Here is a 24,024-nt window from a genome sequence, read left to right as displayed (position 1 = left end):
GATTACTGCTTTGGATCCGAAATCAAACCTTCCTCAAGATCCTCGCTATTCGTCTTCATTTCATCCATGTCTTCGCCGAGCTGTTTCAAATCCTCCATGTCGTTCACCATGGATCCGTTCTCCGCACGGGAAATGTCCTTGTGCTCGGGATATTCCCCATTGTTGGCGTCTTGGATCTGCTTTTCTACATACTCCTGCTGCTCCGCTTCAGGCTTGTCATGGTTCATCGGTCATGACCTCCAATTTTCATGAATTGGTAAACAGTGTGCCACGATTATTGAGAATTGATGTAATTCTGAAGGTTTTTGATATAATCGCCGATCATCGGGAGATCCACAAACAGGCTAAGGATCCAGCCGAGTAAACCGAGGACCACGAACGTGCCGACGGTGAGCCCCAGCCCGCGGGCCAAACCGGCCGTGAAATTGGTCAGAAGCCGCCTCTTCGGATCCGTGTAATTTTCCAGAATGTCTTTGAAGTCGGATTTTTCAAGCATATCCGCAATCGAGTCCAGCCTTCCGTTCAGCCGTTTGACTTCATGCCTGAGTTCAAAAGGATGCTCTTTCGTGTCATAAGGGTTTATGCTGGCCATGTCGTCTCCTCCCTTAAAGTGCTGAAAACCTGACTTTTTGAACATTTACCTAAAAAGACAATGCGGTGAAAAACGAAATCGCCAGCTGCGCGAGCCGGCGATTTTCGAAAGAAGACTGCTCCGATTACAGCGAAGGGGTTTGATAAGATCCGGATTCGCGTTTCACTTCGTCAGATGCTTGCTTCATCTCATCCTTCACGTTATCCGAGGTCTTACCCGCCTCGTTAACTACATTTTTCGCTTCGTCCTTGATATCCTCGGATACGTCCGCCGAAGCTTCCTTGACGCTGGTCATGATGTTGCTTGCGCTGTTGCCCACGGTTTTTGCCAGTTCCGTCGTTTTGGATGCGAGGGTCTTCGCCAAGTCGGAACCCTTCTCGCAGGCGACGGACGCCAGCTCTTTGGATTTATCTGTAGCAACGCTTATTTTATCCGACAGGTCGCTTCGAAGCTCCCGTCCCGCTTTCGGAGCATATAACAATGCTGCGGCCGCACCCAGCAGAGCTCCGATGACAAGGCCCTTCGTAAATGTCCCGCCGCTTTGTGCCGGATATTCCGTTTCCGCTTTATTCATGGTCGCTTCCTCCTTTATTTTTCGGATTCAGGTTCTATGGTCTATATAAACGGTACGGAAGAGGCTGAAACAATGAAGCAGGCTCTCTATTTGCTCCGCAGCTTGCCGAGTTCCTGGGCCAACGCCTCGACTTCGGAAATGCTAAGCCGTTCCTTGCTCATCACGAGATCGTAGATATCAAGAATATCCTCATATCGGTCCACATGAAAGGCGGAAGCGTTCATCGCCGCTCCGGTCGCCATTTTCAGCTTCGTTTTGATGGCTTCGATCATATATTCCACATTTTCCTGACTTTTTACGGTCAAATCCATGTTTTACCCACCCTTTCTGAATATGTATCCTGGTCATTGTACCATGTCGGCGGGGAGGAAATCACACTCATTTTGCGGAGGAATGGAGGCTCTGGTACAATCAGGTTACCTGAAAGAAGTAAAGGAGGTGGCTTTGTAGTGGAAGAAAGCAGCGTACTCCCTGACTCGGGCCTCAACCGGAAAAAGTTGGCAGAAGACGAACTCGCCGATTTTTTTCGTGAAATCCGGGCCAGGCACCCGAAGCGGGAATTCACCTTTTTGTGCATCGGTACCGACCGTTCGACCGGCGATGCGCTGGGTCCGCTTGTCGGCTCCCGTCTTGAAGAGTACGGCTTTAAGGAAGTCGTAGGAACGCTCGCATCTCCCTGTGACGCGTCCAACCTGGAGGCGAGAATGTCCGCCATCCCCGGGGATCATGTGATCGTGGCGATAGATGCCTGCCTTGGCAACCCATCCTCCGTGGGGTGTTATCTTGTATCCGGCCAGCCGCTCTATCCGGGACAATCGGTGGGCGGAACGCTTCCCGCCGCCGGTCATTACAGCGTAGCCGCGGTCGTGAACATCAACGGCCCTAAACCGTATTGGACGCTTCAAATGACTTCGCTATACCGCGTCATGCAAATGGCGGACGTCTTGGCCGCCTCTATCGTCTCGGGTTTCAGAATATGATGAAAATGATTAATAAGCAGATAAGGTACCTAGTAGAATTAGACGAAAGCACTTCATTTCATTTTTAATAATTCAGCCAAGATAGAAATAGACAAGGGAAAGAGGGAAGATCTATGGATAAAGTAACGGTCGGCGGATTCGCGATGGCTTATGAAGAACAGGGGCAGGGGGAAACGCTCGTGCTGCTGCACGGGTTTTGCGGAAGCTCCGCCTATTGGGAAAAGGTGATTCCGCTTCTCTCCGAATCATATCGCGTCATTGCCCCGGACCTGCGGGGGCACGGGGCGTCCGACGCTCCGCTGGGCGCTTATACGATAGAGCAAATGGCGGATGATGTGGCTGCGCTTCTTGAAAGCTTGGGCGTCGGCAAATATACGCTGCTCGGTCATTCTATGGGTGGCTACGTCGCTTTATCTTTGGCTCAGCGTTATGCGGAACGTCTGAACGGCTTCGGTCTGATCCACTCCACGGCGTATCCGGACAGCGACGAAGCGAAGGAGAAACGGCTTCAAGCCGTTTCGACGATCGGCAGCCAAGGCATTACCGCCTTCGTGGACGGATTGGTGCCCGGATTGTTCGCTCCGGATTTGAGGGACAGCCTTGCGGACGAAGTGAACCGTGCCAAGGAGATCGGATACAAGACGCCTCCGCAAGGCGCGTCGGGAGCCGCGTTGGCGATGCGTGAGCGGGTCGACCGCAGGGACGTGCTGTCGGCTTCCGTACTGCCCGTTCTTCTTGTAGCCGGCGAGAATGATGCGGTGATCCCGCTTCAGCGGACGTTTACTACGGAAGGACAAAATGTAACCAAGGCCGTCATCAAGGGAGCCGGACATATGAGCATGTATGAAGCTCCGGATCAGCTTGTCGCGGTCATCGGAGATTTTATGCGCAGTATCGGCGAAGGCGCGGAATAAGGCAACGGCCATCGCAAGAGATGATTGAACCGGAGTTCGGCGGAACTCCGGTTTTTTTGATGGGATCGGAAGGCATCTCCTTTTGGCAAAACTGGCAAAGTAGGCAAAAATGGCTTACAATTTGTTCTTAAATGATTACCGAAGGATGGTGCCGAATGCTGAGAAAGGACTATTTGGTGCGGATGATCGAAGAAATGACCGAGGTCATCGGCACCGTGCTGAATCTGAAGCAGCAGAGGAAATGGACGGAGGCACTGTGGGAGCTGGACGAGCTCTACAAGAAACAGTTTCGGCTGAACGGAGCGCTTATCGGCTCCCTTTCGGCAAAGGATATCGTGGAAATGATGCGGTCGGGCGGAGTCGTGGAGGCGGATAAGCTGCAAAGCCTCGCCCGTTTGTTAAAAGAGGAAGGAGAGCTTCTTTCGGCATCGGGCCGGTACGATGAAGGGATCTTCCGTCAAATGAAGGCATTGCATTTATATTTGGCCGCTGTCGAATACGGAGCCGATAAGAATTTATGGAACGCCGACCGGGAAATCCGGGAGCTGCTTCACGGGGTAAGGGAGTACAAGCTTCCCGACGAGACCGAGTGGCTGCTGCTGCGTTATGAGGAAAGCGAAGGAAACTATGACCAGGCGGAGAACATCCTGTACCGTCTTCGCAACAGAGGTGCGGCAGGATTGGAGGATGGCGCCCGCTTTTATGAACGGTTGCTTGCACTGGAGCCAGAGCGGCTTGCCCGGGGCGGACTTCCGGTTGAAGAAGTCAAGGAAGGGCTTGAGGCTTGGTTAGGCTCCGAAAAATAGAAAGTAAACTACAATACTTACAGTTGAAAGAGAGTGTCAGATAGATGGAGGAATTACGCAAGCTCGCCCGGCAGATTTCGGAGCAAGGGGGACTGATATCCGCTACGTTAAGCCAACGGCGCAAAGCCGATAAAGACGGTTACACCAAAACCGTCATCAAACCGGTTCTTTTAAAGGGGAGTCTGCACTATCAGTTCACCTACCATTACAGCAACAAGGTGACTCATGAGAATGTTCCGGCCTCCCTGCTTGAGGAATCCGTGATGCGGCTGTTCGAGGAGACGTTCAGGCAGGGGCTTCTATGTACTGCCGAAGCGGATTATCAAGTATTGATCAGCAAGAAGTATAAAGTCTCGATCTTGACGAAATCGCCGACCAAGAAGCCTGCGGCCGTTCTCGCGCATAACCGCAGCAAACAGTACATTCTGGAAGAGGGCAAGCCTGCCGCGTTTCTGGTGGAACTCGGGATTATGAACGCGGAAGGAAAGGTGCTGGCCAAAAAGTACGACAAGTTCCGGCAGATCAACCGCTTCCTTGAAATGGTCCAGGATGTGCTGCCTCATTTGCCTGCGGACCGTCCGCTTACGATCGTGGATTTCGGCTGCGGCAAGTCGTATTTGACGTTCGCGCTGTATCACTATTTGTCGGTGGAAATGCAAAGAGAGCTGAATGTTGTCGGGCTCGACCTGAAGGCGGACGTCATCGAACACTGCGGAGCGCTGGCGAATAAGCTGAATTATCGCAATCTGCGGTTCCTTGTCGGGGATATCGCGGACTATGACGAATTGAGCGCCGTCGACATGGTCGTTACCTTGCATGCTTGCGATACGGCGACCGATGCCGCGTTGGAAAAGGCCGTCCGTTGGAACGCGTCCGTCATTTTGTCGGTACCGTGCTGCCAGCATGAGCTGTTTAACCAGGTTTCAAGCCCGGTGCTGGAACCGCTGCTATCCCACGGCATCCTGAAAGAGCGCTTCTCCGCGCTCGCGACCGATGCGATCCGGGCCAAATTGCTCGACATCATGGGATACAAGACGCAGCTGCTGGAGTTCATCGACATGGAGCATACGCCGAAAAATATATTGATCCGCGCGGTGAAAGGCAAAAGCGGCGAGCGGGACAAGCTGTGGAAGGAGTATACGGAGTTCCGCGATTTTCTTCATGCCGCCCCGTATCTGGAACGGGCGTGCCGGGATCTGCTTCCGGCGGGAGCCGGAGCGAAGAGCGTTCAGGCTTCCGGCGAGGAAGAGCCGGTTAGCCATTCATGCCGGTTGTAAGAATGCCGAGAAACAAGCGAGGCGGTTAGACGAGGGAAGAAGACGGAGTAACCGTGCAGGTCTGGCGGGAGAAGCAACAACAGCATTTTGGAAGGTTCGGCGGCGTGAAGCGGCTTTGTATCGTTTGAATCGGCAGGAAGAGGTCAACACTTGAGGTGTTGGCCTTTTTACGTTAAATGCGAAAAATAGAGCCCAAAAGGGGCCTTATTATCGTGAATTATAGACCGGATTAAAAAATAGGGGACATGTTAGTCGTTATTTCGGTTTACAAGGCGAATAATGATGGCGTTTCATCACTTTTCGGTGAAATAAGGGATATATTAGTCGTTATTTTGCGCGTGATGTGAAAAATCAGGCGAATAAGGCCCAAAAATGTCCTTATTTTGGGCGTGATCGTGGGGGAGGGGGCGGATGGCGATGAAGGACGGCGGAACTGGAGGGAAGCGCGGAAGAATCGGAGCGGCTGCGGTACTAACGACGGCCATTTTGGCATGTTTGAACGGAGGCCTGTTTTTTGCGGACTCTCTGGCGTCCCTGCTGTTGATTACTTGTTGGCTTTGGGGGACAGGGGCGGTTGTCGCCTACAGGGGAACGGCATGGATCGGATTCGGAACTAAAGGTGAGGCCGGCGCCGGGAGAAGAAGTGGAAAGGTTGGGAGAGGACGGACTGAAGGACTAACCGGGGCACTAGCCGGAGCACAAACCGGAGCACAAACCGGAGCACAAACCGGAGCACAAACCGGAGCACAAACCGGAGCACAAACCGGAGCACAAACCGGAGCACAAACCGTAACACTAACCAGAACACTTTTTGAGTCTTTTAAGGGAAGGCTTGTCGGAAGGTTTACAGTTGGGAGAACGTTCAGGGCAATATATATCGCCGGGCCTTTTGTTGTCGCCGCATTATACGGGGTCCATCTGTTGGGTAAACCGGCTTCGTTTCAAGCGACGCTGATGGCTTGTTTAAGCTGGGGTTTTTTCGGCTGCTTTGGGGCCGCGCTTCTGTCTGCGGCCGGACGCGGGAGCGGCAAAGCCTTTATGGAGCGGGGGTGGCTTGTGCTCGCCGGCGGGCTGGCCGTGACGGCGCTGGCGGCCGTTATCGGCTGGCTGCCGGTGCCGGAGGCGATCCTGCGGACGGAGGATCGCGAAGTGGCGGCGGCGGGGGCGCGCCTGGGCGGTCTGCTCCAGTACCCGAACACGTTCGGGGCTGTGATGGCGGCCGCGCTGCTGGAGCGGCTGACCGCCCTGGCCCGCTTGCCCGCCGCGGCTTTTTCCCGGACGGCACGCTGGCAGGGGGTTCGGACCGGCGCCCTGGCGCCGGTCTTCGCCCTGTGCCTGCTGCTGTCCGAGTCGCGCGGCGCGCTCGCCGCGGCAGCCGTGGGCTGGGCCGCGGGCGCGCTGCTGCTGCGCGGCCAGGAGCGGCTGCGCTACGCGCTGCACAGCGGCGCGTGCCTCGCCGCCGCGGCGCTGCTCGCGCGGCCGCTCGCTGCGGCGCAGCTGGCGCCGCCCGCGGTGCCCGGCGCGCTCACGCTCGCGGCCGGGCTGGCGCTTGCGCTCGGCATGGCCGCGCTCGCGCACCGCGCCGCATTCCGCGCGGCCGCGTTCCGCCCGCTCGCGGGCGGGCTTTCCCGTGCGCGCCGCTTCGCCGCGCCGGCCTTCGCCGCAGCGGCAGCGCTGGGCGCGCTCGCGGCCATTGCCGGCCTTAGCGGCCGGCTGGCCAGCGCCGCGACGCTGCACGCCCGCGGCGCGCTGTACGCGGACGCCCTGCGCCTGCTCCGCGAAGCGCCTTGGTTCGGGCGCGGCGGAGATGCCTGGCGGACGCTGTTTCGCGGCATCCAGAGCGGCCCGTACGTCGGCAGCGAGGTACACAGCGGATATCTCGATATCGCGCTGGACCTGGGCCTAGCCGGACTGGCTGTGCTGCTGTGCTGGCTGGGCGTCTTGATGTGGCCCCTGTTCAAGACCCGCAGCCGTCTGCTGCCCGCCCTAACCGTGCTGCTTGTACATAGTGCGGCCGATTTTGACATGAGCTACGGCCTCGTTTGGCTGCTTGTCCTGTGGTTGGCCGCATGGGGAGGCCTAGGCGGTTTTGGGCTGACCGCTCAAGCCGCCGTCAACACCTCGGCTGCCCCGAGCCCGAGCCCGAGCCCGTGTTCGGGAACGGGACCCAAACGTCTCATGGCCGGCCTATTGTCCTTTGCTTTGCTGACCGCTGGAGCTTCAGGGCTTGGGCAGGCTGTCAGCCTTGGGCTCCAACGCTCTGCCGTCCAAACCGCTGCCGTCAGCCAGGCCGAGTCCGCCCGGCGGCTCGAGCTCGCCGTCGCTCTGGCCCCGGCGCGGTCTGATGCGACCCTTGCTCTTGCTGCCATGTCTGCCCCCGAATCCGCCGCGGCTATTTTACATCAAGCGCTGTCTTTCGAACCCAACGATCCCTGCTTAATGCTGGCATACGGCAAAGCCCTTGCACAACAAAACCGGCTCGACGCGCTGGTTCCGCTTCGCCGGGCCGTCCTGTCGGACCGGTATAACCGGTCCGTGCAAACGACGGCTTTACGCGAACTGGAGGGGCTGGCGTCACGCCTTCATCAAAACGGAAGAACCGCGGATTCCGCGGTTGCCGCCTTCGCAGGTCTTGAGCTATATCGTGAATTTGTCCGGCTAGCGAAGCAACCGTGGAATGGGCGCAACGACCGGGACTTTCGGGTCACCGATGCGGCCGTCGGCATAGCAGAAAAGCTTGAATCCATGCTTCCGGCGAATCGAGGCCCCAAAGACATCCTCTTAACCGCCGAAAGCCTCCCGGAACGCCCGTGAGAGCGCCTCCCGGTCAACCTCCCAGAGCTCGGCCAGCTCGGCGCTGACCGCTTCATCCCACCAGTCGGAGAGCAGCTTGCGGTTGCTGCTGTTCTCGCCGATCCACAGCAGATTTCCGATTACTTTTTTGTAATACAACGTTTCGCCCTGTTTGATCCGCTCCTCGGAAATGTATACGCCAAGCCGTTTTACGGTGCGGTACAGTTCTTTGCTGCAGGCCCGGCGAATTTTGCGCGGGGTGGGCAAGTTGGAAGCGTGCTTTGCGGCGTGATTTTCGGGCTTGTTCATCATGGGGACTCCTCCTTTACCCCAACATATGCGGGCGGGCCGGGGGCGGACACCGCGTCAACATCGGTAAGTAGAACGCATGTCCCCGGCTATGGTAGAATAGATTGGAGTAAGGACATGTTTTTTAATTCGTGTTCAATATGGTTCGGGGAGAGAGGACTTCGCGGTGGAGTGGATTTCGGATGTAGTTGCGACTCTGTTTCAATGGATTCAACAATTGGGATATTTCGGTATTATGCTTGGGCTCATGATCGAGGTCATTCCGAGTGAGATCGTGCTCGCCTACGGCGGGTATCTTGTTCATTCGGGAAATATCAATTTCCTGGGCGCCGTGATTTTCGGCGTCGTGGGCGGCGTCATTGCGCAGCTGTTCATTTATTGGATCGGACGGTACGGAGGACGGCCCATTCTGGAGAGGTACGGCAAATATATTTTGATTCAAAAAAAACATATCGACGTTTCCGAAGCCTGGTTTCTGAAATACGGCCCCGGCGTCATTTTTACGGCCAGATTCATACCGGTCGCCAGACACGCCATTTCGATTCCGGCCGGGATGGCCAAAATGCCCGTCGGCAAGTTTTTGGTGCTGACCACGCTTGCGGTCATTCCATGGTCGGTTCTGTTTGTATATTTGGGAATGCTGCTCGGCGAGAATTGGGAGCATATCGACGAAAAGGCTGGTCCCTATATCATGCCGATTTTGCTTGGGGCGCTTGCCCTGCTGATCATTTATGTGTTAGTAAAATGGTATGGATCTTCCAAAAAGAAAGGAGATGCTTAACATGGCTGTCAATGTGGCTTACAAGTTTGGAAAGGGAATTTCACCGAAGCAGTTTATGGATGGCATGGAGCGGAACAAAGATGCTTTCGCCAAAGGATACGAAGATTTTGCCTGGGTCAGCGACGAGGATCGTGCCTTTTTTGAAAGCTTGAACTACCGGGACGATATTCGGGTTCTTATTCTGGCTGCCGAGTGGTGCGGGGATGTCGTTCGCTGCGTACCGGTCGTTTTCCGGGCGCTAGAGGTGTCCGGGCTGAAGACCGAGGTGCTGATTCTCGAGGACCATCAGGATTTGATGGACCATTTCCTGACGATGGGCGGACGCTCGGTTCCGATCATCATTTTTGCGGATACGGGAGGAAACGTCCTCGGTCAGTGGGGACCGCGTCCGGCGCACGTTCAGCAATTGATGGTCGAATTCAAACGGGAAAATCCGGACCGGGAAGCTTCGGATTATGAAGAGAAGATCGGTGAGGTCCGGAAGCAAATGGCCATAAAATACGAGGAAGGAGCCGGGGTGGCCGGTTCGGTGATCGCCGAACTTCGGTCCTTGATCTCCGGAATATAACGGACAGATGTTGAAAATTGAAAGTTTCTCCCTGGGACCGCTTCAAACGAATGCATATCTATTGATGGGAGAAGACGAAAAGCGGGCCGTCATTATCGATCCCGGCATGAATCCGGGCCCGCTGCTCCGCCGGATCAAGGATTTGGAGATTGAAGCGATTCTTCTTACTCATGCCCATTTCGACCATATCGGTGGCGTCGATGAAATCCGTAAGTCCAAAGGATGTCCCGTGTACGTACATCCGCTGGAGAGCGATTGGCTTACGACTCCGAAACTGAACGGTTCCCAGCTGTGGCCGGAGGTAGGCGGGCCCATTCGGACGGAACCTGCCGAATACGATTTGGCCGGGGGGCAAAAGCTGAGCTTGATCGGACATGATTTTACCGTATACCATACCCCGGGGCATTCCCCCGGAGGCGTAAGCTTTTTGTGCGGAAACGACCTGTTCTCTGGAGATTGTCTGTTCAAAATGAGCATCGGGCGAACGGATTTGCCGGGCGGACGCGAGGCCGATCTTTACAATTCGATTCGCAGCATTTTGTTCAAGCTTCCGGAGGAGACCAAGGTTTACCCCGGACACGGCCCTAAGACGACAATCGGCTACGAGAAGGAGAACAATCCATACGTTTCCTGACGTCAAAAAGTCTTGTTCACGCAATTTAAGCGCATTTACAACAAATTTTTGCACAAAAAGTGCAAAAATGCTGGACAAGCTCCGTTCACTTTGCTAAAATCAAGTCATTAAATAATTGTAACTTTTGCGAAGCACGCAAGCTGAGGAATAATCCCGGTTTGCGTTCTTTTTATTTTCCCCCTCTGAAAGCCAAACCTTCCTTCTCCAAAGCGAGCCTTAATTTCGGCAGTGAAGCCGGTCCCATTCCATGGAATTTCAATATTTCTTTTTCGCTATATTCCGCCAGCTTTTGCAAAGTCGTTATCCCGTTCGTTTCCAGCGCCCGTCTGGCGGGTGCGGAGAGTGATGCAAGAAATCCGCCGTTTCCCGAATCCATCCTTTTTTCCCTCCTTTTCTGAATGAATCGACTGTCCTATTATCACAATAGCAGTCAGCGGAAGCGCGCACAATTCATTCCGAAAAATTTCCTGCAAATGATCTGAACGATATTGTATGCCTGGACGTATTATGTATGTTTACCGGAAACAAGAGAGGTGTGGCATGTCGCAGACGGAACAACAACTGGTTCGGCAAGCACAGCAAGGGGACTCGGCTGCGCTTGCGACGCTCCTTCATCAGAACTATACCTTTGTCTTTAAATATTCGCTGAAAATTACGATGGACCCGAAGGCCGCGGAGGACTTGGCCCAGGACACAATGGTGCGTTGCATGGAGCACATTCGCAAATATGACGGTTCGTCCGCATTTTCCTCCTGGCTGATCACGATCGCCACCCGGTTGTTCATCGATAAGACCCGGAGACGAAAAAGGGAGCGGCAATGGCTGAAGCGCGAAGAGAGTTCTAGAAAGCTGAAGTGGCATTACGAGAACAACAGAGAAGAATGGACCGATTTGCTGGAGCAGATGTCCCGGTTGCCGGCCGAACAGCGCATCGCCATTTTGCTGAAGCATTATTACGGATATACCTACGACGAAATCGGAGCGATGCTGAATATTCCGTCCGGGACGGTCAAGTCCCGCGTATTCGGCGGCCTTGGCGAATTGAGAAAGGAGGAGGGACGGTATGAATAACGATGAATTTCGGGAAGGCTCCCGCGATAAGCTTGTCCGGGAAATGATGGAGGAATGGGACCGGATGGACCGGACCGTTCCGTCCACGGGCAATATGACGAAAGAGTCTTGGGAACAAAATGTCCGAACCGTATGGATCTGGCGCAAACGAAAGAACCGCAGGGAAACCTTGCTGTTTTTGCTGATTGCGCTTTTCATCCTTTGCAGCCTGGGCATATCCGTCTTTCAAAATCCCTATCTGTTTGCATTCATTCAGGGAGGCGGATTGGCCGTGGCCGCGGTCGTCATCGTATCGGCCCGGTTTGTCCGAAAGGAGAAGCGCCATGAAGTCTGAAACCTTGCCTGTCTGGGCCTGGACCCTGTTAGTGTTGCTAGTGCTCTCACAAGGGCTATGGATATTCAAAAATGCGCGTGGCCGGGGGAAGGGGCTGTCCGCCTGGCTTTGGGGGATGTGGGGGATGATTAACTTCCCTACACCGCTCGTCGTATATTTGCTCGTCGTAGTATGGCCGGAGGCCCGCAGAAAAAGAGCGGGGAGGCCGCCGCAATCATCGGAATAACGTGAAGAAAATCGGATGGGAGAGGATGAAATGGATATTCAGTGGGGACTTATTTTGCCCGTTCTGGTACTGCAAGCGATATTGGCTATCGTAGGATTTATATCTCTTGCCAAGGCCGAACCGGGATCGGTCAGAGGGCCGAGATGGGTATGGGTTTTGGTGATTTTGTTCGGCAATATTCTGGGTAGCATCGTTTATTTTGCGATCGGTCGGAGAGAGAGAATATGAGCCGGCTTTGCGTTTCCCAACTAACGAAGAAATACGGTCAGCGGACCGCGGTCAACGGAATTTCGTTCGAACTCGAACCCGGCGGATGTACCGCATTGCTCGGCCCCAACGGGGCAGGGAAAACGACGACGCTGCGAATGCTTGCCGGGCTGACGATCCCTACATCGGGACGGGTACTAATTGACGGGAAGGAAGTAGCGGACCTTGCTTCACGTAACCTGATCGGGTATTTGCCGCAAAATCCTTCTTTCTATAACTGGATGACGGGCAAGGAATACGTCTTGTATGTTGCCGGTTTAAGCGGCATGACCGGCAAACGTGCGTACGGTGAGGCCATGGCCTTGCTCGAACGCGTAGGTTTAAAGGAAGCGGCCGGCCGGCGGATCTCCGGATATTCCGGAGGAATGAAGCAAAGGCTTGGATTGGCTCAGGCGCTGGTGCACCGCCCGCGGCTGCTTTTGCTGGACGAGCCGGTATCCGCCTTGGATCCTCTCGGCCGGCGGGAAGTGATGGAATTGCTCCGGCAGCTGCGGGAGGAAACGACCATTTTATTTTCGACGCATGTTCTTCATGATGCCGAAGAAATTTGCGATCGGATTATCATGCTGAAGGATGGGGAGATCGTCGAAAACAACGGTCTTGCCGCGATTGCGGCAAAATACAGGCTGCCGCTTCTCACTGTCCAGGTCGAGGATATGCATAGTAGCCGGATTGCGGAATGGTTGGAGTCGCTGAGCACACGCCGGTTTGTTCAATCCTGCGATTTGAAGGGGGATACGGCCTTGCTGACGGTCAGCGATGTGAATGAAGCGCGGGAGGTTATTTTGCGGGAGGCAGCGACACAGTCCATACCGCTTAAGAGGTTTGAAGCCGGAACCACGTCATTGGAGGATCTGTTCGTGAAGGTGGTGAACCTATGAGAGTGACATTGCAAATGTACCGGAAAGAAATGCTGGAAATGCTCCGCAGCTATAAGCTGTTGTGGATTCCGGTCGTGTTTATCCTGTTAGGAGTCATGCAGCCTTTGTCTTCTTATTATTTGCCCGATCTGCTAAAGGCTTCCGGAGAGATTCCCGCAGAGCTGCTGGACAGTTTCCCGATCCCGGGGCCTGCCGAAGTCATGGTGAAGGTGCTGAGCCAATATTCCTTGATCGGCGTGCTTTTGCTGGTTATTGCGGGGATGAATACGGTGTCCGGGGAGCTTTCGGGCCGGACGGCGGCATTGGTACTGGTACGACCGGTGGCATCGATCCAGTTTATCGCGGCCAAATGGGCGGGGCAAATGAGTCTGGTTATTGTTTCCTTTGTCATCAGCTATGCTTCGTCCTGGTATTATACGGAGCTTTTGCTAGGCACCGTGCCGTTTGCGGAGGCGATGACGGCGGGGGGGCTGTATCTGGTTTGGCTCTCTTTTGCGGTTTCGTTGACTCTCTTCTGCAGTACCTTGCTTCGTGGAGGAGCGGCGGCGGTTGTCTCCCTGCTCGTGCTGGGCGTATTGTATGTAGCCTACAGTTTGGTTCCTTCTTGGATGGCATGGAATCCGGCGCGTCTTTTGGCCGGGGCTGCCGGCGTCCTATCGTCGAATGGCCGCATGAATGCGGCGTTTCCGCTTGCGGTCAGTTTCTCGGCCATGGTTCTTTTTGTCGCATTATCCGCCGGTTTTTTGCGCCGGCGCGGCATTCCCGATTAAATCCGCGTACATCCAGTTGCCCTTCTCTGATTTTTTTAGTAGGATAGTAAAATAACTTAACTAATTGATAGATCAGGGAGGAAGACGATGCTGCAGTTGGGAGAGAGAGTTGTAATCGTCGGTGATGCCTTTGAGCAGAATCTTCCTGTTGGGGAATATGGCTACGTGATAGCTTACGATCGTAATCCGGACAATGCCTTCGATTATGTTGTCCGCGCTCCGAAAACAGGACGCAATTATTATGTCCCCGCGGACGATATCGAATCCGAAGCGTTGCTGCTGGAATATGAAGCGGAGCGGGCTACGCAGGAAGCGCTCATTGATTACGCGTTAGCCACGTATAATGAAAAGCTGTTTCGGCAGGTTCTCAACGGCGAAGACAGCGATGCGGATGAACAGAAGGAACCAACAAAGGAAGTTATGTCTCAGGCCGAGTTCATCAAACAAGTGAACTTGCGGGCATGGATATAAAGATGGACGGACCGGCGCATGCCGGTCCTTTTTCATGGCGTATTGAATCATATCCAGGGTTTCCAAGGATCGATCCATGACATGTTCGGACAATTGTTGTATTCGATACAACATTTACGCAGAAATGAGGGACTAAGAGAGAAAATGTTGTACGAAATGCAGCATTTGGACTTCGAATCCCCGAAAATGACCTTGTTTTCCCAAAAATACTGTAAAATTTGCAACATTGGGCTTGAAGTGTACCTGATTTGTAGGCAAATGTTGTATGTTGTGCAACTCTGGTAAAAGCCGTTCCATGTTTTGCAGCCCCCATATCCCCGAGAAACCAGCCCGAGCATTTCGGTCGATCCCGCATGAATTTTGCCGGTTTTCAGCAACCTAGTGCTTGTAGCGAGCAGTCACCGAAGGGAGGAGGGGATCAAGGATGAGTCAACAAAAGCGCAGACAGGAAGCGGCATGGAAGTCCCGCAAGCAAGAGCAGCAGCCCCATGGCGAAATCAAATCGCTGAAACAGCTTTCCGACGAATATGATGCGCAACGGGGCAAATCGTAAAAGGGACGCGTAATAAGAGAGCAGGTTGCCGGGCATGTTTTGCTAGGCAGCCTGTTTCTTGTTTTCATGGTTTACCGGCTTTCGTCATGTTTCGCGTTAACGGATTGAACTAAGTCCCGTTCTACAATATAATTTTATTCAGTCGAAGGGTCATGTTAGAATGGACAAGTCAGGTCCCTAGCCAGGGATTACGAAGGAGGAGAGCAAATGAGCATCGAGGTTAAAGACGTAGAGCATGTGGCCAAGCTGGCCCGCCTGAATCTGACCGACGCAGAGAAGGAAATGTTCACGGGACAGCTGAACGCTATTTTACAATATGCCGAGAAATTGAACGAACTGGATACGGAAAGCGTGGAACCGACGACGCACGTGCTTCATCTCAGCAACGTCATGCGTGAGGACGAAGTGCATGAAAGCCTGCCGCAGGAGAAAGTATTCCGCAATGCGCCGGAAGAAGAGGATGGGCAGTTTAAAGTTCCGGCCGTGTTGGAGTAGCTGACGTGAACAATGAAAAGGTTGTACAAGATGAAGGGAGGATGCGGCAGTGAGTCTTTTTGATTTGCGTTTACAGGAAATACATAATCGGCTTGGCAACAAGGAATTGTCCGTCACCGATTTGGTCGGCGAAGCGTTCGCCAAAATTACGGAGCGTGATGGGCGCGTCGGCGCTTACTTGACGCTGAACGAGGAAGGGGCACGCGCGGAAGCTGCGCGGCTTGACAATAAACTGGCCGAAGGGGGAGAACGCGGCCTGCTGTTCGGCCTGCCGGTCGGCATTAAGGATAATATGGTGACGGAAGGGCTGCGGACAACATGCGCCAGCCAGTTTCTTTCCAATTACGATCCGATTTACGACGCAACGGCGGTTACGAAGCTGAAGCGGGCGGAGGCCGTTACGGTCGGCAAGCTGAATATGGATGAGTTCGCCATGGGCGGATCCAATGAAAACTCCAGCTTCCATCCGGTGCGCAATCCGTGGGATTTAAGCCGTGTTCCCGGCGGCTCGAGCGGCGGTTCGGCCGCGGCGGTCGCAGCCGGGGAAGCTTATTTCACGCTGGGATCGGACACGGGCGGTTCCATCCGTCAACCCGCCTCCTATTGCGGCGTCGTTGGCTTAAAGCCGACATACGGTCTGGTTTCCCGGTACGGTCTGGTTGCATTTGCATCTTCGCTCGACCAGATCGGGCCGATCACGAAAAATGTGGAAGATTCCGCTTATGTGCTGCAGGCTATTGCGGGGCATGATCCAAAGGATTCCACCTCGGCGAATGTCGAGATCCCCGATTATTTGTCTTCGTTGACGGGAGACGTCAAAGGCTTGAGAATCGCGGTTCCGAAGGAATATCTTGACGGTATCGATCCACAGGTGAAATCCGCCGTTCTGGAGGCGCTAAAAGTGCTTGAAGGGCTTGGAGCGGTATGGGAGGAAGTGTCGCTGCCGCATACGGAATATGCCGTTGCCGCTTACTATCTGCTTGCTTCCTCGGAGGCTTCCTCCAACCTTTCGCGCTTCGACGGCGTTCGTTACGGCGTGCGCGCGGACCATGCGGGCAACCTGCTCGATTTGTATCTGGAATCCCGCAGCCAAGGCTTCGGTCCGGAAGTGAAGCGCCGGATCATGCTGGGGACATATGCGCTGAGCTCCGGATACTACGATGCCTATTATTTGAAAGCCCAAAAAGTCCGTACCCTGATTAAACGCGATTTTGACCAAACCTTTGAAAAATATGACGTCATCATCGGACCGACGGCGCCGACGACCGCTTTCCAACTCGGATCGCAGGTTGACGACCCGCTTACGATGTATCTTAACGATATTTTGACCATTCCGGTCAGCTTGGCGGGAGTTCCTGCCATTAGCGTTCCTTGCGGTTTTGCGGACGGACTTCCGGTCGGACTCCAAATTATCGGCAAACCGTTTGACGAAAGCACCGTTTTGCGGACAGCCCATGCGTTTGAAGCTCACACGGACCATCATAAACAACGCCCGTCGTTGTAATCGGGTATTTAAGGAGGGTCAACATGTCAACATCCAAATATGAAACAGTCATCGGGCTGGAAGTGCATGTGGAGCTGCATACGAAAACGAAAATATTTTGCGGCTGCTCCACGGAATTCGGCGCTCCGCCCAATAGCCATACTTGTCCGGTATGTCTCGGCCATCCCGGCGTTCTGCCGGTGCTGAACCGCCAGGCGGTCGACTATGCCATGAAGGCGGCGATGGCGCTGAATTGTGAGATCGGCGATGTCAGCAAATTCGACCGTAAAAACTATTTTTATCCCGATTCCCCGAAAGCCTATCAAATCTCCCAGTTCGATCAGCCGATCGGACAGCACGGATACATCGATATCGAAGTTGACGGGGTAACGAAACGGATCGGGATTACCCGGCTCCATTTGGAAGAAGACGCCGGTAAATTGACGCACGTTGACGGCGGATATGCATCGCTGGTTGACTTTAACCGGGTTGGCACTCCGCTTATCGAAATCGTGTCGGAACCGGAGATTTCCTCGCCAGAGGAGGCGCGCGCTTATCTGGAGAAACTGCGGGCAATCATGCAGTACTGCGACGTTTCCGACGTGAAGATGGAAGAAGGCTCCATGCGGTGCGATGCCAACATCAGCTTGCGTCCGGTAGGGCAGAAGGAATTCGGTACCCGGGCCGAGTTGAAAAACATGAACTCCTTCCGCGGGGTTCAGCGCGGGTTGGAATATGAACAGTACCGCCAGGCGGAAATTTTGGACGACGGCGGCGAAGTGGTTCAGGAAACCCGCCGTTGGGACGAAACCCAGGGCAAAACGTTCTCCATGCGCGGAAAGGAAGAAGCGCATGATTATCGTTATTTCCCGGATCCCGATCTGGTGAAAATCTATATCGACCAGGAATGGAAGGATCGGATCCGCGCATCGATTCCGGAGCTGCCTGACGCCCGCAAAGCGCGCTATGCTTCGGAATACGGGCTTCCCGATTATGATGCCGGCGTAATTACTTCGTCGAAGTCGCTTGCGGATTTGTTTGAGAGCGCCCTTGAGCATGCGTCGGACGCCAAAGCCGTATCCAACTGGATCATGGGCGACTTGCTCGGATATTTGAATTCCAACGGCCTTGAACTTTCCGAAGTGAAGCTGACAGGTCAAGGGCTCGGCGAGATGATCAACCTGATCGAAAAAGGAACGATCAGCTCGAAAATTGCAAAAACCGTCTTCAAGGAAATGCTGCAAAGCGGGAAGCTTCCGCAGCAAATCGTTGAGGAACAAGGTTTGGTGCAAATCAGTGACGAAGGGGCCATTTTGGCGATTGTCAAGGAAGTTGTGGCGAACAACCCGGCTTCCGTACAGGATTACAAAGCCGGTAAAGAGAAGGCGATCGGTTTCCTTGTCGGCCAGGTCATGAAGCAGAGCAAGGGCAAAGCGAACCCGGGACTGGCAAACAAATTGCTGGTTGAGGTGCTGAAAGACTAATCTCCGTACGTTGATCGGCCAGTTGTATGTGTAGTGGAATCGTAATCCGGGAGGAAACGGTATGATCATGCGTCTGTCTTTGCAGAACCAAGATGTGGTGGAGCAGCTTTGGAGTCTGCAGCACGCGGCTTATCGACTGGAAGCTGCCGCGATCGGACTGACGGAGGTCCCGCCGCTGCAGGAAACGTTTGATTCCATCCGTGACAGCGATGTGCAAATTTACGGAGAGCTTACGGAGGACGGAGAGTTGCTTGGGGCCATCGTAACCGTTCCTGCCGGTTCTACTAAAACCCTGGAAATCGCCCGGCTCATGATTCATCCGGACCATCTCCGTCAAGGGATCGGCGCTTCCCTTATGGATTATGTACTCACGAACCACAGCGATACGAAATCGTTTGTTGTCACGGCGGGCACCCGGAATTTTCCGGCAGTGTCGCTCTACCGGAAATTCGGTTTTGTTCCCGAATCGAGCGTAACTTCCCCTTTGGGGGCAGATCTGACGGTGTTCCGTTATAATCGCGAATAGTTCCTTTTTTCGTTCCCCTCGGCCGTCTGGCCGGGGGGTTCATTATTTGTCCAGCTCATTCCATATTACAGTACAAGAAAGTTAGGTTATTATTATACTAACTAACGTTGACTCGAATTCAGTCGGAAAGGAGATGGACAGCCTGAAAACCACTGTGAATTTACGTCCGGGGCAGGGGCAGCCCACGGCCGGACGGCCCAAACGATTTCGGCCGAGACGGCGGAAGCGCAAATTAATCGCCTGTTTGTTGGCCGCTATTTTTCCCGGTTTGGGCCATCTCTATTTAAAGCTGTTTCTGAAAGGCGCATTACTGATTTACTTGATGCTGCTAGACGCGTCGGCATTGATTTTCTTTTCGTCGGTCCGTTCCGGAATTAATGTTCCGTTTTTAATCTTGCTCGGACTGATGATTCCATGCATATATTTTTATAGCGTCTATGATGTGCTGCAATCCACGGATGCCATCAATGCGAGAATCAAGCGGCCTGGATCGGAAGATGACGAGTTGGACTCCGCCGAGCAGGATACGCAGCCCGGTTCCGGAATAGGAAAAGGAATCTTATCGGGAGTCCTGCTTCTTCTCGGAGGAGCGGCCATACTTCTTTTACGCCAAAAACCGCCGTGGCTTGAAGGGTTTATTCAATGGTCAGCCGGATACGCCGTATCCGCGGCGATGCTGGTGACGGGCGGCTTTCTTATTTGGCGCGAGTGCCGTCGGCGTTTGATCAGAACCGGCCGGTTTACTTCGGCGGTTTTGTTGATGACGGTTGGGGGGTTATTATTCACGGACCGTTACTCCGGCAAGGATTTGATTCTATTCTTGCCTAAATGGTGGCCGGTTGTTCTGATGCTCGGGGCGGCGGAGCATATTGCGGTGCTGATCTGGAACCGGAGGCAGACCGTTAGGCCCGGGCGCAGGTTGCGCGTCGATATGAAAGGCTTGATTTTATCGGTACTTGCCTGCGCGTCCGTCTTTGCGGTAACCCAGCAGGATCATTACCTGCATTTATGGAACCGCGTCAGTTTGGACTTGGCGGCGACCGGTGCGGATTTTAGCGGCGAGGAAGGATTTCGTGTGGATAAACCCGGCATGGAAATTCCGATCGATCTCGGTACGGAACAAGTCGTCATTAACGGCATCAACGGAAAAATTGATATCAAAAGGGCTGAAATTGAAGGAGTACAGGTTCGGGCGACCGTTTGGGTAGATCAAATTTCCGAGGAAGAAGCGGAGAAGATTGCGGAAAAGACGGTCATCGATACCTCCATCGGAAAAACGCTGGATATTACGGTCAAAGACCAAACCTACGGGGCTTCAGGAAAACGCCATCCGCGCGTGAATATGACGGTGCTATTACCGGAGAACCGGTTCCTTGATATCGATGTCAGCACCTCCAGCGGCGACATTATTTTAACGAGCGTTCAGGCCATGAAGCAGATCAAGCTGCAAACCGGTAACGGGGATCTGCGGCTGTGGAGCGTCATCGGCGACGTTTCTGCCAAAACATTAAACGGGGACGCTGAGCTGTTCAGGATTTTCGGCGATGCCGCCATCGATACCCAAGGCGGAAATATAAAGGTGAAAGGCATTAGCGGAGATACCTCCTTGTCCACCCTGGTCGGCGATGTTTCGCTCGTGAATGCGCAGGGAAAGATCCAAGCCAACACCAAAAACGGGAACATCCAAATAGACGGGGTTCCCGAAACGCTCCGAGCCGAGTCGCTGAACGGTAAAATATTGATTCGGACCGGAGAGATCGGCGGTGACTGGGACGTGTACAGTGCGGTCGGGGAAATGCAGCTGGAAATTCCGGAGACGGGAGACTACACGCTGGCCGGCTCGAGCGGCTATGGAGACATTGAAACCGATCTTCCATTTATTGTTGAAAACAAAGAGATCAAAGGCGTTACAGGCAGCGGAGAGCATAAGCTCCATGTGGACGGGAACAGCAGTTTGATCGTGATGAAGCATCAGTGAGTACTTTACTTCGTTGACAAAAGAATTATTATAACCGTACAATTAATTTTGTAAAGGATCATTATTTGCACTATTTGAAGGCGGTGGACTTGATGGCTACTCGCGTGGAACACGCGCTGGAACAATTGAAGAATAATGGCGTGCGTATAACGCCCCAGCGTCATGCCATTCTTGCCTATCTTTTGGAATCGATGGGACACCCGACCGCGGATGAAATCTACCGGGCTTTGGAGCCCCGTTTCCCGAATATGAGTGTTGCAACGGTCTATAACAACCTGAAGATGCTGATTGAAGCGGGAATGGTCAGGGAACTGACTTATGGCGATAATTCCAGCCGCTTTGATGCAGATGTTTCGGATCATTACCATATAGTTTGCGAAAAGTGCGGGAAGATCAAGGATTTTGCTTATCCTTCATTGCTGGAAGTGGAACGAAAGGCCGAGGAAATGACCGGGTTCGTCGTTCACGGGCACCGGATGGAGCTCCATGGCTTGTGTGAAACATGTCGTCATCTATAGTTCGATCGACCTGCGGGTATTGGGAAACGTGCGGGATTCCTTCGGGAATTCTTCACGTTTTATTTTTTAGTGACGGAGGGAAAGTCGTTGAATAGCAGCAGAAAGTCACGTTATGGAAAAACAAGGCGTAGACGTCGGAGGACTTGGTGGATATTATTGATTTTGATTCTGGCGGGGGGGTACTGGTATTCCTCGGAAATGATGCCGAATCGCCAGCATATTGATCCGGAGTGGAAGGGCCAATACGATAAACCTATTTTTGCGGAGGGTAACCTGTTGGAGGGGACCGCGATCGGTACGGGGGAGGGGCTCAAGCTGCCACTTCCGGTGATTCAGTCCGAGGTTGATCCGAATATTCGATATGAAGAGGACAGCGAATCGGTCATATTGACGACGCCTAAGAAGCTTGTATTGCTGAAAACGGATGAGAAAACAGGGAAAATCAACAACAAGCCGGTGAATTTGCGCATTGCCCCGGAACAGAAAAACGATGTTCTTTATCTGCCCGCATACCTGCTGGAAGAGCTTTACGGGATGGAGGTTCATGAAGATGCAGCTTCGGGGGCCGTGCTGTTGATGCACCCGGGGGAAAGACTGGAGCATGTTACGGTCAGGGATTCTTCGCGCAAAAAGGACTTCACGGTTCCTCTTCGGGCAGGAAAAAGCATTCATACCCCGATTCTGGCGGATATGAAGCCGGGGACGAAGCTCCGCATTATGGAAAACGCGAATGATTGGTATTATGTACAGTTATATAACGGTTATACAGGATTTGTAAAAAAGGAAGACACCGTGCCCGGAGAGAGCAGAGATGTGCCGGAATTGGAACCGGTGCTGTCACCGGCCAAAGAGAAGTGGAGCTCCAAAAAGATTAACATGACCTGGGAGGCCGTCTATCAGGTGGCACCTAATCCATCGTCGATCGGAAAACTGCCCGGCGTAAATGTGGTAAGTCCGACTTGGTTTTCGCTGGTTGACGGAAGCGGAAACGTCAAAAGCAAGGCGGATTCCGCCTACGTGAAATGGGCCCATGGGCAAGGTATGCAGGTGTGGGGGTTGTTCAATAACAGCTTTGAGCCGGACCTGACAACGGAGGCATTATCGAGTTTTGAAAACCGGATGACGACGATCCTGCAAATGCTGCATTATGCGAAATTGTACGATTTGGACGGGATCAATATCGACTATGAAAACGTCCATACCAAAGACGGGCCTAATTTAACTCAGTTTATGAGAGAATTAAGGCCGCTCGCCTTAGAGTACGGGCTCGTCGTTTCCATCGACGTAACCCCAAAGTCGAATAGCGAGATGTGGTCCGCTTTTCTCGATCGCAGGGCATTGTCCCAAGCCGTCGATTATATCATCGTTATGGCTTATGACGAACATTGGGCTGCTAGTCCCGTGTCGGGATCGGTCGCCTCATTGCCATGGACCCGTTCTTCCGTGACACGGATCCTCGAAGAGGATGAGGTCCCCGCCGACCAGCTTATTCTCGGAATTCCGTTGTACACCCGCGTATGGACGGAAACCGTGAAGGACGGTAAAACCGAAGTGAAGTCCAAAGCCATAGGGATGAAGAAAGCCCAGGATATCATTAAAGAGAAAAAACTTACACCGGTATTGTCGGAAGAAACCGGTCAGAATTACGTGGAGTACAAGGAGGACGGTGCGCTGAACCGGATTTGGCTGGAGGACGCCGATTCGCTTTCCCGGCGTGTGGATCTGGCGAAGTCCCTGGATTTGGCCGGAGTGGCCACCTGGACCCGAGGTTTTGCCTCGGAGCAGGCATGGGAAGTTTTGCGCCGGATATCCGAATAGAAAAAAGGTTGGACAAGTGTTTCTTGTCCAACCTCAGATTGTCGAGAAACCCACGTCTTTGAGACGGTGGGTTTCTCTTTTTTATTTGCAGTGTACTCTCAAGGTTTATAAAGAGGGGATCATCCCCACTTTTCCAGGCGATCCAGATGGATCGCCATCTTCTTCATGTTCTGCACAGCGGCCGTCATCAAAGCTTGTTCTTTGACGTTAGCCAATCCGCGTAAACGGCAATAGCGAAACCCATGGAGCTCTTTGGCATCCGCGAAGCTTCGCTCAATCGTTTCTTTTCGTTTGCGGTACAACTGTTTGCCGTCACGGCTCAGCCGGTTGTTTCGTACCCACTCTTTGCTGTCCTCCCATACGTGACGGGTCAACACCTTTCGGTGGTTACGGGAATGAGTGCATTGCGCAAGCATAGGACATTGTTTGCAATGCTCCGGGTCCGACGCATACTGTCGGTAACCCTTTCGGTCGGTCGTCCGGTATGTCAGACGGTGCTCTGCTGGACAGATATAAGTGTTGTTTTCGGCGTCGTAAATAAACTTCCACTTCGGAAATAGGCCTTGCTTGGGGTGAAATCTCCGGTGTGCAATCACTGCAAAAATTTTTCGTTCTTGTAAACCACGGCAAATCGGCGTCGTTAAATAACCCGAATCCAGCGCTACAGCTTCTACTCGAAAACCAAAACGTTCTCTCTGACGGTCTAAACGAGATAAATACGGAACCGAATCATGGACATTTCCCGGCGTGATGTGGACATCGGTAATGAGATTGTATTTGAGATCCACCGTCCGGTGGTCGAGATAAAAGAACCCTTCTGGCTTTCCGTCACGAACCATATAGCCGCTCTCTGGATCTGTGGTGCTCACTTTAATTTCCTTGGTTTCACTCACTTCCTCTCGCTCTTTTAGGGCTTTTTTC

29 protein-coding genes and 1 pseudogene (1 of these 30 only partly in view) are annotated in these 24,024 nt (G+C 53.4%); 23 read left to right on the top strand and 7 right to left on the bottom strand.

The features are described 5' to 3' along the window. Positions 1-2 precede the first annotated feature (2 nt). The 4 genes from ACSFXJ_RS21790 to ACSFXJ_RS21775 form a co-directional block, all read right to left on the bottom strand. Positions 3-227: a hypothetical protein gene (locus ACSFXJ_RS21790; protein ID WP_435922431.1), complete on the bottom strand. Its 225-nt coding sequence runs from the start codon at positions 225-227 to the stop codon at positions 3-5. Between the two features lie 47 nt (positions 228-274). Continuing rightward, positions 275-592, bottom strand: coding sequence for a DUF5665 domain-containing protein (locus ACSFXJ_RS21785; protein WP_435922430.1), 318 nt, complete (start codon positions 590-592; stop codon positions 275-277). Positions 593-716: 124 nt separating this feature from the next. Next, positions 717-1,166, bottom strand: coding sequence for a YtxH domain-containing protein (locus tag ACSFXJ_RS21780; RefSeq protein ID WP_435922429.1), 450 nt, complete (start codon positions 1,164-1,166; stop codon positions 717-719). A gap of 86 nt (positions 1,167-1,252) precedes the next feature. Continuing rightward, entirely contained in the window at positions 1,253-1,477 is a 225-nt protein-coding gene (locus tag ACSFXJ_RS21775) for a DUF1128 domain-containing protein (RefSeq protein ID WP_435922428.1), read from the bottom strand. A 138-nt stretch (positions 1,478-1,615) separates the two neighbouring features. Here ACSFXJ_RS21775 and yyaC point away from each other — a divergent pair, with 138 nt between their 5' ends. The 5 genes from yyaC (at position 1,616) to ACSFXJ_RS21750 (ending at position 7,957) form a co-directional block, all read left to right on the top strand. Beyond that, positions 1,616-2,146 (top strand): spore protease YyaC, encoded by a 531-nt coding sequence (yyaC, locus tag ACSFXJ_RS21770; RefSeq protein WP_435922427.1) that lies wholly within the window; start codon positions 1,616-1,618, stop codon positions 2,144-2,146. A 113-nt stretch (positions 2,147-2,259) separates the two neighbouring features. Continuing rightward, positions 2,260-3,060: an alpha/beta fold hydrolase gene (locus ACSFXJ_RS21765; RefSeq protein WP_435922426.1), complete on the top strand. Its 801-nt coding sequence runs from the start codon at positions 2,260-2,262 to the stop codon at positions 3,058-3,060. A 155-nt stretch (positions 3,061-3,215) separates the two neighbouring features. Then, positions 3,216-3,866 (top strand): DUF6483 family protein, encoded by a 651-nt coding sequence (locus ACSFXJ_RS21760; RefSeq protein ID WP_435922425.1) that lies wholly within the window; start codon positions 3,216-3,218, stop codon positions 3,864-3,866. 44 nt (positions 3,867-3,910) lie between these two features. Beyond that, positions 3,911-5,143 carry a class I SAM-dependent methyltransferase gene (locus tag ACSFXJ_RS21755; protein ID WP_435922424.1) on the top strand — a complete coding sequence of 411 codons (1,233 nt, stop codon included), beginning with the start codon at positions 3,911-3,913 and terminating at the stop codon, positions 5,141-5,143. Positions 5,144-6,064: 921 nt separating this feature from the next. Further along, a complete protein-coding gene (locus ACSFXJ_RS21750; protein ID WP_435922423.1) occupies positions 6,065-7,957 on the top strand; it encodes a hypothetical protein in 1,893 nt (630 codons plus the stop codon). Here ACSFXJ_RS21750 and ACSFXJ_RS21745 read toward each other — a convergent pair. Beyond that, positions 7,925-8,248, bottom strand: coding sequence for a dehydrogenase (locus tag ACSFXJ_RS21745; protein ID WP_435922422.1), 324 nt, complete (start codon positions 8,246-8,248; stop codon positions 7,925-7,927). The genes ACSFXJ_RS21750 and ACSFXJ_RS21745 overlap by 33 nt on opposite strands. Positions 8,249-8,411: 163 nt before the next feature. On the opposite strand from ACSFXJ_RS21745, the gene ACSFXJ_RS21740 reads away from it, so the two are divergent. Genes ACSFXJ_RS21740 through ACSFXJ_RS21730 form a run of 3 tightly spaced genes read left to right on the top strand, consistent with a single transcriptional unit; the run spans position 8,412 to position 10,228 of the window. Further along, the gene (locus tag ACSFXJ_RS21740) at positions 8,412-9,026 is read left to right on the top strand and encodes a DedA family protein (RefSeq protein WP_435922421.1); all 615 of its coding nucleotides are present in this window, start codon (positions 8,412-8,414) and stop codon (positions 9,024-9,026) included. A gap of 1 nt (position 9,027) precedes the next feature. Continuing rightward, positions 9,028-9,594: a thioredoxin family protein gene (locus ACSFXJ_RS21735; protein WP_435922420.1), complete on the top strand. Its 567-nt coding sequence runs from the start codon at positions 9,028-9,030 to the stop codon at positions 9,592-9,594. Positions 9,595-9,601: 7 nt separating this feature from the next. Continuing rightward, the gene (locus ACSFXJ_RS21730; protein WP_435922419.1) at positions 9,602-10,228 is read left to right on the top strand and encodes an MBL fold metallo-hydrolase; all 627 of its coding nucleotides are present in this window, start codon (positions 9,602-9,604) and stop codon (positions 10,226-10,228) included. A 169-nt stretch (positions 10,229-10,397) separates the two neighbouring features. Here ACSFXJ_RS21730 and ACSFXJ_RS21725 read toward each other — a convergent pair. Next, positions 10,398-10,586: pseudogene (locus ACSFXJ_RS21725) on the bottom strand (DNA-directed RNA polymerase subunit alpha C-terminal domain-containing protein); the annotation flags it as partial. Positions 10,587-10,768: 182 nt separating this feature from the next. Between ACSFXJ_RS21725 and sigY the strand changes: the two are divergent. The 15 genes from sigY to ACSFXJ_RS21650 all read left to right on the top strand — a co-directional run bounded on the left by sigY (position 10,769) and on the right by ACSFXJ_RS21650 (position 23,103). After that, complete coding sequence (sigY, locus tag ACSFXJ_RS21720; protein ID WP_435922418.1) at positions 10,769-11,299, top strand: RNA polymerase sigma factor SigY; 531 nt, start codon at positions 10,769-10,771, stop codon at positions 11,297-11,299. Continuing rightward, positions 11,292-11,633: a DUF5345 family protein gene (locus ACSFXJ_RS21715; RefSeq protein WP_435922417.1), complete on the top strand. Its 342-nt coding sequence runs from the start codon at positions 11,292-11,294 to the stop codon at positions 11,631-11,633. The genes sigY and ACSFXJ_RS21715 overlap by 8 nt, the downstream gene beginning before the upstream one ends. Next, positions 11,623-11,859 carry a hypothetical protein gene (locus ACSFXJ_RS21710; RefSeq protein WP_435922416.1) on the top strand — a complete coding sequence of 79 codons (237 nt, stop codon included), beginning with the start codon at positions 11,623-11,625 and terminating at the stop codon, positions 11,857-11,859. Before ACSFXJ_RS21715 ends, ACSFXJ_RS21710 begins: the two co-directional genes overlap by 11 nt. A 30-nt stretch (positions 11,860-11,889) precedes the next feature. Continuing rightward, complete coding sequence (locus ACSFXJ_RS21705) at positions 11,890-12,087, top strand: PLDc N-terminal domain-containing protein (protein WP_435922415.1); 198 nt, start codon at positions 11,890-11,892, stop codon at positions 12,085-12,087. Next, a complete protein-coding gene (locus ACSFXJ_RS21700; protein ID WP_435922414.1) occupies positions 12,084-13,007 on the top strand; it encodes an ATP-binding cassette domain-containing protein in 924 nt (307 codons plus the stop codon). The genes ACSFXJ_RS21705 and ACSFXJ_RS21700 overlap by 4 nt, the downstream gene beginning before the upstream one ends. Continuing rightward, positions 13,004-13,777 (top strand): ABC transporter permease, encoded by a 774-nt coding sequence (locus tag ACSFXJ_RS21695; RefSeq protein WP_435922413.1) that lies wholly within the window; start codon positions 13,004-13,006, stop codon positions 13,775-13,777. Before ACSFXJ_RS21700 ends, ACSFXJ_RS21695 begins: the two co-directional genes overlap by 4 nt. A gap of 87 nt (positions 13,778-13,864) precedes the next feature. Beyond that, positions 13,865-14,248, top strand: coding sequence for an ATPase (locus ACSFXJ_RS21690; RefSeq protein ID WP_435922412.1), 384 nt, complete (start codon positions 13,865-13,867; stop codon positions 14,246-14,248). 424 nt (positions 14,249-14,672) lie between these two features. Then, positions 14,673-14,801: a DUF6254 family protein gene (locus ACSFXJ_RS21685; protein WP_435922411.1), complete on the top strand. Its 129-nt coding sequence runs from the start codon at positions 14,673-14,675 to the stop codon at positions 14,799-14,801. Between the two features lie 207 nt (positions 14,802-15,008). Beyond that, complete coding sequence (gatC, locus tag ACSFXJ_RS21680) at positions 15,009-15,296, top strand: Asp-tRNA(Asn)/Glu-tRNA(Gln) amidotransferase subunit GatC (protein WP_435922410.1); 288 nt, start codon at positions 15,009-15,011, stop codon at positions 15,294-15,296. A 49-nt stretch (positions 15,297-15,345) separates the two neighbouring features. After that, entirely contained in the window at positions 15,346-16,800 is a 1,455-nt protein-coding gene (gene gatA / locus ACSFXJ_RS21675; protein ID WP_435922409.1) for an Asp-tRNA(Asn)/Glu-tRNA(Gln) amidotransferase subunit GatA, read from the top strand. A gap of 23 nt (positions 16,801-16,823) precedes the next feature. Next, positions 16,824-18,263, top strand: coding sequence for an Asp-tRNA(Asn)/Glu-tRNA(Gln) amidotransferase subunit GatB (gene gatB, locus ACSFXJ_RS21670; protein WP_435922408.1), 1,440 nt, complete (start codon positions 16,824-16,826; stop codon positions 18,261-18,263). A 61-nt stretch (positions 18,264-18,324) separates the two neighbouring features. Next, complete coding sequence (locus ACSFXJ_RS21665; RefSeq protein WP_435922407.1) at positions 18,325-18,789, top strand: GNAT family N-acetyltransferase; 465 nt, start codon at positions 18,325-18,327, stop codon at positions 18,787-18,789. A 133-nt stretch (positions 18,790-18,922) separates the two neighbouring features. Next, positions 18,923-20,767 (top strand): DUF4097 family beta strand repeat-containing protein, encoded by a 1,845-nt coding sequence (locus ACSFXJ_RS21660; protein ID WP_435922406.1) that lies wholly within the window; start codon positions 18,923-18,925, stop codon positions 20,765-20,767. A 92-nt stretch (positions 20,768-20,859) separates the two neighbouring features. After that, the gene (locus tag ACSFXJ_RS21655; protein ID WP_435922405.1) at positions 20,860-21,285 is read left to right on the top strand and encodes a Fur family transcriptional regulator; all 426 of its coding nucleotides are present in this window, start codon (positions 20,860-20,862) and stop codon (positions 21,283-21,285) included. A gap of 198 nt (positions 21,286-21,483) precedes the next feature. Beyond that, positions 21,484-23,103 (top strand): glycosyl hydrolase family 18 protein, encoded by a 1,620-nt coding sequence (locus ACSFXJ_RS21650; RefSeq protein ID WP_435925831.1) that lies wholly within the window; start codon positions 21,484-21,486, stop codon positions 23,101-23,103. 119 nt (positions 23,104-23,222) lie between these two features. Here the strand turns inward: ACSFXJ_RS21650 and ACSFXJ_RS21645 are convergent. After that, positions 23,223-24,024, bottom strand: a protein-coding gene (locus ACSFXJ_RS21645; protein ID WP_435921350.1) for an IS1182 family transposase whose coding sequence is annotated in 2 segments (ribosomal slippage) — positions 23,223-24,013 and positions 24,013-24,024 — 1,362 coding nt in all; it runs 559 nt beyond the window's last position. Because the reading frame shifts where the segments join, the coding sequence is not laid out codon by codon here.

This window comes from Paenibacillus salivarius (assembly GCF_051307165.1).
GTDB lineage: Bacteria > Bacillota > Bacilli > Paenibacillales > Paenibacillaceae > Fontibacillus.
Note: the sequence above shows the minus strand (reverse complement) of the source record. Positions and strands in the feature narration are given on the sequence as shown.

Excerpts from the sequence above, each read along its gene's own strand:
- ACSFXJ_RS21775 (WP_435922428.1), bottom strand. The coding sequence starts at position 1,477 with ATGGATTTGACCGTAAAAAGTCAGGAAAATGTGGAATATATGATCGAA.
- ACSFXJ_RS21785 (WP_435922430.1), bottom strand. The coding sequence starts at position 592 with ATGGCCAGCATAAACCCTTATGACACGAAAGAGCATCCTTTTGAACTC.
- ACSFXJ_RS21790 (WP_435922431.1), bottom strand. The coding sequence starts at position 227 with ATGAACCATGACAAGCCTGAAGCGGAGCAGCAGGAGTATGTAGAAAAG.
- sigY (WP_435922418.1), top strand. The coding sequence starts at position 10,769 with ATGTCGCAGACGGAACAACAACTGGTTCGGCAAGCACAGCAAGGGGAC.
- gatC (WP_435922410.1), top strand. The coding sequence starts at position 15,009 with ATGAGCATCGAGGTTAAAGACGTAGAGCATGTGGCCAAGCTGGCCCGC.
- ACSFXJ_RS21735 (WP_435922420.1), top strand. The coding sequence starts at position 9,028 with ATGGCTGTCAATGTGGCTTACAAGTTTGGAAAGGGAATTTCACCGAAG.
- ACSFXJ_RS21745 (WP_435922422.1), bottom strand. The coding sequence starts at position 8,248 with ATGATGAACAAGCCCGAAAATCACGCCGCAAAGCACGCTTCCAACTTG.
- ACSFXJ_RS21705 (WP_435922415.1), top strand. The coding sequence starts at position 11,890 with ATGGATATTCAGTGGGGACTTATTTTGCCCGTTCTGGTACTGCAAGCG.
- ACSFXJ_RS21780 (WP_435922429.1), bottom strand. The coding sequence starts at position 1,166 with ATGAATAAAGCGGAAACGGAATATCCGGCACAAAGCGGCGGGACATTT.
- ACSFXJ_RS21760 (WP_435922425.1), top strand. The coding sequence starts at position 3,216 with ATGCTGAGAAAGGACTATTTGGTGCGGATGATCGAAGAAATGACCGAG.
- ACSFXJ_RS21660 (WP_435922406.1), top strand. The coding sequence starts at position 18,923 with ATGGACAGCCTGAAAACCACTGTGAATTTACGTCCGGGGCAGGGGCAG.
- ACSFXJ_RS21755 (WP_435922424.1), top strand. The coding sequence starts at position 3,911 with ATGGAGGAATTACGCAAGCTCGCCCGGCAGATTTCGGAGCAAGGGGGA.
- ACSFXJ_RS21690 (WP_435922412.1), top strand. The coding sequence starts at position 13,865 with ATGCTGCAGTTGGGAGAGAGAGTTGTAATCGTCGGTGATGCCTTTGAG.
- ACSFXJ_RS21710 (WP_435922416.1), top strand. The coding sequence starts at position 11,623 with ATGAAGTCTGAAACCTTGCCTGTCTGGGCCTGGACCCTGTTAGTGTTG.
- ACSFXJ_RS21715 (WP_435922417.1), top strand. The coding sequence starts at position 11,292 with ATGAATAACGATGAATTTCGGGAAGGCTCCCGCGATAAGCTTGTCCGG.
- ACSFXJ_RS21700 (WP_435922414.1), top strand. The coding sequence starts at position 12,084 with ATGAGCCGGCTTTGCGTTTCCCAACTAACGAAGAAATACGGTCAGCGG.
- ACSFXJ_RS21695 (WP_435922413.1), top strand. The coding sequence starts at position 13,004 with ATGAGAGTGACATTGCAAATGTACCGGAAAGAAATGCTGGAAATGCTC.
- ACSFXJ_RS21650 (WP_435925831.1), top strand. The coding sequence starts at position 21,484 with ATGATGCCGAATCGCCAGCATATTGATCCGGAGTGGAAGGGCCAATAC.
- ACSFXJ_RS21730 (WP_435922419.1), top strand. The coding sequence starts at position 9,602 with ATGTTGAAAATTGAAAGTTTCTCCCTGGGACCGCTTCAAACGAATGCA.
- ACSFXJ_RS21685 (WP_435922411.1), top strand. The coding sequence starts at position 14,673 with ATGAGTCAACAAAAGCGCAGACAGGAAGCGGCATGGAAGTCCCGCAAG.
- gatB (WP_435922408.1), top strand. The coding sequence starts at position 16,824 with ATGTCAACATCCAAATATGAAACAGTCATCGGGCTGGAAGTGCATGTG.
- ACSFXJ_RS21765 (WP_435922426.1), top strand. The coding sequence starts at position 2,260 with ATGGATAAAGTAACGGTCGGCGGATTCGCGATGGCTTATGAAGAACAG.
- ACSFXJ_RS21655 (WP_435922405.1), top strand. The coding sequence starts at position 20,860 with ATGGCTACTCGCGTGGAACACGCGCTGGAACAATTGAAGAATAATGGC.
- ACSFXJ_RS21665 (WP_435922407.1), top strand. The coding sequence starts at position 18,325 with ATGATCATGCGTCTGTCTTTGCAGAACCAAGATGTGGTGGAGCAGCTT.